We start from the raw sequence: 5105 nt of genomic DNA, 5'->3' as shown, positions 1-5105 counted from the left end.
CGCGCTGCTTATCATGGGCGAAGGCGATGAAAGTGGCGAGGTTGATGACCAGCAGATAGGCGGCGATCTTTGGCCACATCGCTTATGCTTCCGGCTCGGCGGGCAGGAAGCGGTGCTGCGGGTCGCGCGCCAGTTCCTGCGCCAGTTCCGCAATGATCCAGTCGCGAAACGCCTTCACCTTGGGCGTGGTGCGGGCGTGCGGCGGATGCACCAGCCAGTAACTCACCTTCTCCACCACGTAGCTGGGCACCGGCTCGACCAGCAGTCCGGCCTCTATCTCCGCCTTCCAGAAATAGCTGTTGAGGATGGCCACACCCTGCCCCGCGATCGCCGCCCGCCCGCGTCCGGTCGAAAGCGCCACCACGGCCTCCGGCCAGCTTTGTTTCAGGAGCAGCGCGTTGCACGCGGCGAGTGCCGCCTGGTCGGTAGCGGCCTGACCCTCCGCGGCGTAGGTCGCCACCAGAGAGCGGTCCGCCAGGATCTCGACATGAGCCCCATGGCGCTCGAGCATGAGCTGCAGGGAGACCATCCTCATCTGGTGCTCCGCCGACTGTCCGGGATCGAGGGTAGACGCCTCGCCGGAAGGGCCCTCGTGGGTGAGGACAATCGCGCTAGCCGTCGGTCCGCCCTCGACGACGGCGGGTCGGAAGCCGCGCGAGCGGCGGATCAGGTCGGCGAGCTGGTTGGCGACGCCTCGGGCCTCGATATCGCCCTTGGCGACATGGATGCGGGTGGCGGCGGAAAGCTTGAAGCTCCCCTCGGCGCGGACCGCCTTGGCCGGCGCGGGGGTCAAGGTCAGTTCGGCGGCCATAGCCGGCGCTGCGAGGACGGCGGCCAGGGCGAGGGCCGAGACGGCGGCGATGCGGAGCGGGGTCAGGGTCACGCGGCCTCGCGAAAACTCAGGCGGCAAAAAGCGGGCGGGACAGCAAGCTATCCCGCCCAATCTCCATGCTTGCAGTCAGGAGGGGATCGGATCAATGCGCTCGAGCGGAGGCTCTGGAGCCAGAGCCTCCGACGCCATGCGCGCTAGAAGCTCACGTTCAACGTGGCCTGCAGCTTGCGGCCCGTGCGGTAGACGCCGCGCGGCAGGGCCGTGGTGTTGGCGTAGGCGTAGTACTCGCTGTCCAGCAGGTTCTGCGCCGAGACCGAGGCGGTGATGTTCTTGGTCACCGCGTAGCCCGCCGTCACGTCCAGCGTCTTGGAGGCCCGGACGAACATGTTGTCGCCGCGGTCCACGCCGGTGAAGTATTTCGACCGCCAGGTGAAGGTCGCCCGCGCCGAGAACGGACCGTGCTCGTAGAAGGGGCTGACATTGACCTGGTTCTTCGAGCTGTAGGGCAGCGGCGCGCCGTCCTGACCCGAGGCGTCGGCGTAGGTGTAGTTGGCCAGCAGGCCGAAGCCGTAGGCGTAGTTCTGCTGATAGGCGACCGCCAGGCCCTTCACCTCGGCCGAGCCCGCGTTGAACGGCCGGCTGATCTGGTAGGTCGTGACCTTGCCCTGCGACTGGTTGAAGTATGACTCCGGCTGGGTGCGCTGCAGAATGTAGTTGGAGATGTCCTTGTAGAAGACCTCCGCCGATAGGATGGCCTGGGGCTGGAAGTACCACTCGGCCGAGGCGTTGAAGTTGCTCGACTTGTAGGGCTCCAGCGCCGGGTTGCCGCCGCCGCCGGTCAGGATGCCGTCCGACAGCCAGAAGTAGTTGGTCATGTCGGCATAGTTCGGGCGGGCGATCACCTGGGCCGCGGCGAAGCGGAAGACGAGGTCCTCGCGCGCGTCGACGATGATGTTCACGCTGGGCAGGACGTTATCATAGCTCTTCTTGGTGACCTGCCAGGTCCAGTCGGCGGCGGCGTTGCAGGCCGCGCCGGGCTTGCAGACGTAGCCGGCGCTGTTCACCGACGTCTTCACATAGCGGACGCCGAAGTTGCCGCGAATGTTGTCGGCCTTGAAGTTGGCCTGGGCGTAGGCGGCGTCGATGTCCTCCTGGATGTTCCAGTTGCCGGCCGTGAACTCGGCGGCGGCGAAGATCGAGGGGGTGGGCAGCTTGCCGCCGGCCGGCAGCCACTTGCCGCTCTGGACGTAGTCGACCATCGACGGACCGCTGATCCTGAAGCGGTTCTTCATCTGGTCGCCGACGCCGTCGAAGCCCTTCAGATAGTTGCTGGGCACTTCGCTAGGGCTGAACAGGGAGGCCGGGGCGGCGACGCCGGTGATGGCGATGCCGGCATATTGTTGGCCGGTCTCGTGCTCACGCCGCTTGTAGCCGACCTGGACGCGTTGGATGACGCCGTCGAAGTCCTTGCCGAGGTCGATCTGGGCGTACTTCTCCTCGTCGCTGGTCGGCTTGGAGACGAGGTTGCCGCTCCAGCCCGGATCGGTGGCGAAGGCGGCCGGATTACCCATGACGTTGGTCGTGTAGGTCAGGCTGCCGGCGCTCTTGGGCGCGCCGCTGATGTCGACGGTGTAGTTGGCCCAGTTCAGGAACTCGAGGAACACCTGGCGCTTGGTGCCGCCGTCGGCGGTGGACTTGCCGATCTCGCCCGAGAGATCCCAGCCGTCCCCCTTGTAGCCGCCCTTCAGGTGGTAGGTGTCGGACTTGAGCTCGGCCTCGCGATACTGGACGTCCAGCACCGACAGGGCGTTGTTGAACGTGGCCTTGGTGACGACGCCATTGTTCACCGTCAGGTCGGTCAGGGCGCCCAGGCTGTTCCAGGTGTTGCCCTGGAAGGCGTACATCGACTGGTTGGTGTTGTCGTAGTCGGCCTTGATCTTCAGCCAATTGAACTCGAACGACAGCTGGTCGGTCGGCTTCCACTGCAGCGCCGTGGTGTAGGTGGTGCGGGTGCGGCCTTGCTCGAAATAGGAGGCGCCGAACGCGTTCGGGCTACGGGCCGTCAGGTTCGAGGTCAGGGTGCTGGCGCAGGTCCCGGTGCAGCCGCGGGTGCGCGAGTCGACCGGGTTGTCGGGATTGCCGCCCGCCCACTGGTTGGCGGCGATGGTGCCGTAGCTCTCGACGCCGTCGCGGCGCAGCTGGTCCTCGGCGCGCTGGACCGAGAAGCTGGCGCCGAAGGTCTGGTCGGCGTTCTTCCAGCTGACCAGCAACGAGCCTTGGGCGTCGCCCTTCTTGGAGCGGTCGTTATAAAGATAGCTCACCGCGCCAGCGATCAGGCCAGACTTCAGGTCCAGGGGCTTGCGGGTGTTGACGATGACGGTGCCGCCGATGCTGCCTTCGTCGATGCGCGCTTCGGGCGACTTGTAGACGTCGACCTTGCCGACGATCTGCGGGGCCAGGAGAGCGTAGTTGAAGGTGCGGCCGGGGGAGTCGAGAATGAACCAGTCAGCGGAGGCGACGGTCTGGCCGTTCAGCAGAGTGCGGTTCAGCGCCGGGTCAGTGCCCAGGATGCTGACCTTCTCGCCTTGACCGAACGCGCGATCCACGGTCACGCCTGGTACGATCGTCAGGGCTTCGGCGACGTTCGCGCTGGGGAACTTGCCCACGTCCTCGGCGGTGACGACATCGATGATGGCGTCGGCGCGGCGCTTGGATTCGATGGATTGCAGCAGCGAGGCGCGGATGCCGGTGACGACCACCTCCTCGACGGCGTTGCTGTCTTGCGCGAAGGCCGGAGCGGCGGCCGCGACGGCCATGACGCTGACGGACGCGGCCAGGACGGACTTATGGAAACTGTTCATACTCGGCTTCTCCCCATTATGCCGGGCCTAGGACCCGGAGCCGAACCCCAAGCCCAATTTGGTACCAATTTTCTGGGAGGATCCGCAGAAACGGGTACTTCTCAGGCCTCGGAAGAGAACTGTGACGGAAATTTTTCGGATGACAAGGCCAAAAAGAAACCAATTGCGGACCAGGTTGTGATTGGTATGAAAATGGTCATAAGTTACCAAGACGGGCGAAGGGCGCCGTCGATTTGCGCGGAGGGGGCTGGGCGATGACATTCGCGGAACGGATCGGCGGGCTCGGCGCCGCCGACGATCACGCCCCGCTCTACAAGCAGCTCCAGCGCGCGCTGCGCGAGGCGATCCACAAGAAGGTTCTGGGCCCCGACGACGCCCTGCCGGCGGAACGGGACCTAGCCGACGAATTCAAGATCTCGCGGATCACCGTGCGCAAGGCGCTGGACGGCCTGGTCAGCGAAGGCCTGCTGACGCGCCGTCAGGGCGCGGGCACCTTCGTCGCCGCGCGGGTCGAGAAGAGCTTCTCCAAGCTGTCATCCTTCACCGAGGACATGATCTCGCGCGGGCGCGTTCCCCGCAGCGAATGGATCAGCCGCAGCGAGGGTCAGGTGACGCCCGAGGAGTCGCTCACCCTGGGCCTGTCACCCGGCACGCCGGTCTATCGCTTCGCCCGGATCCGCTACGCGGACGGCTCGCCCATGGCCGTGGAGTACACGACGATCGCCGCCTTCGCCCTGCCCTCGGTCGATGCGGTGGGCGTCTCGCTCTACGAGGCGCTGGAGGCGACCGGCCACCGGCCGGTGCGGGCCCTGCAGCGCCTGCGGGCCGTGCTGTTCGCCGCCGAACAGGCCGACCTGCTGGGCGTTCCTCCCAAGGACGCCGGCCTGCTGATCGAACGGCGCGGCTTCCTGAAGGACGGCCGGGCGGTCGAGGTCACCCAGTCCTATTATCGCGGCGACGCCTATGACTTCGTGGCCGAGTTGAACGCCCTGTCCTGATGCCGGTCGCTCTTGTAAATGGCCGCGTCCTGACCCCGGCCGGCGTCGTCGCTGATCACGCCATCATCGTCGAGGGCGGCAAGATCGCCGCCGTGGTCCCGGTGGCCGAGGTCCCCGCCGGGGCCGAGCGCCAGGACCTGGCTGGCGGCCTCTTGGTTCCCGGCTATATCGACACCCAGGTCAACGGCGGCGGCGGTGTGCTCTTCAATGACGCGCCCACCGTGGAGACCATCGCCGCCATCGGCGCGGCCCATCGGGCCTACGGCGCGACCGGCTTCCTGCCGACCCTGATCAGCGACGACCTCGACGTCGTCGACAAGGCCCTGCGCGCCACCGAGGCGGCGATCGAGGCGGGCGTCCCCGGCGTGCTGGGCGTTCACATCGAGGGCCCGTTCCTCAATCCCAAGCGCAAGG

At 66.6% G+C, this 5105-nt stretch carries 3 protein-coding genes and 2 pseudogenes; 2 read left to right on the top strand and 3 right to left on the bottom strand.

Features of this window, described 5'->3' with window-relative positions; genetic code table 11:
- Positions 1–82 precede the first annotated feature (82 nt).
- The 3 genes and pseudogenes from Q0379_RS05970 to Q0379_RS05960 form a co-directional block, all read right to left on the bottom strand.
- Entirely contained in the window at positions 83–511 is a 429-nt protein-coding gene (locus tag Q0379_RS05970) for a LysR substrate-binding domain-containing protein (RefSeq protein WP_299005652.1), read from the bottom strand.
- Between the two features lie 48 nt (positions 512–559).
- Positions 560–883 (bottom strand): annotated as a pseudogene (locus Q0379_RS05965) (glycoside hydrolase family 20 zincin-like fold domain-containing protein); the annotation flags it as partial.
- Between the two features lie 143 nt (positions 884–1026).
- A complete protein-coding gene (locus Q0379_RS05960) occupies positions 1027–3693 on the bottom strand; it encodes a TonB-dependent receptor (RefSeq protein ID WP_299005649.1) in 2667 nt (888 codons plus the stop codon).
- Positions 3694–3947: 254 nt separating this feature from the next.
- On the opposite strand from Q0379_RS05960, the gene Q0379_RS05955 reads away from it, so the two are divergent.
- Both Q0379_RS05955 and Q0379_RS05950 read left to right on the top strand, forming a co-directional pair.
- Entirely contained in the window at positions 3948–4691 is a 744-nt protein-coding gene (locus Q0379_RS05955) for a GntR family transcriptional regulator (RefSeq protein WP_299005646.1), read from the top strand.
- Positions 4691–5105: pseudogene (locus tag Q0379_RS05950) on the top strand (N-acetylglucosamine-6-phosphate deacetylase); the annotation flags it as partial. The gene Q0379_RS05955 and the pseudogene Q0379_RS05950, both read left to right, overlap by 1 nt.

The sequence above is a fragment of the uncultured Caulobacter sp. genome (assembly GCF_937900395.1).
GTDB lineage: Bacteria > Pseudomonadota > Alphaproteobacteria > Caulobacterales > Caulobacteraceae > Caulobacter.
Note: the sequence above shows the minus strand (reverse complement) of the source record. Positions and strands in the feature narration are given on the sequence as shown.

Coding starts and splice junctions, on each gene's coding strand:
- Q0379_RS05970 (WP_299005652.1), bottom strand. CDS start 511: ATGCTCGAGCGCCATGGGGCTCATGTCGAGATCCTGGCGGACCGCTCT.
- Q0379_RS05960 (WP_299005649.1), bottom strand. CDS start 3,693: ATGAACAGTTTCCATAAGTCCGTCCTGGCCGCGTCCGTCAGCGTCATG.
- Q0379_RS05955 (WP_299005646.1), top strand. CDS start 3,948: ATGACATTCGCGGAACGGATCGGCGGGCTCGGCGCCGCCGACGATCAC.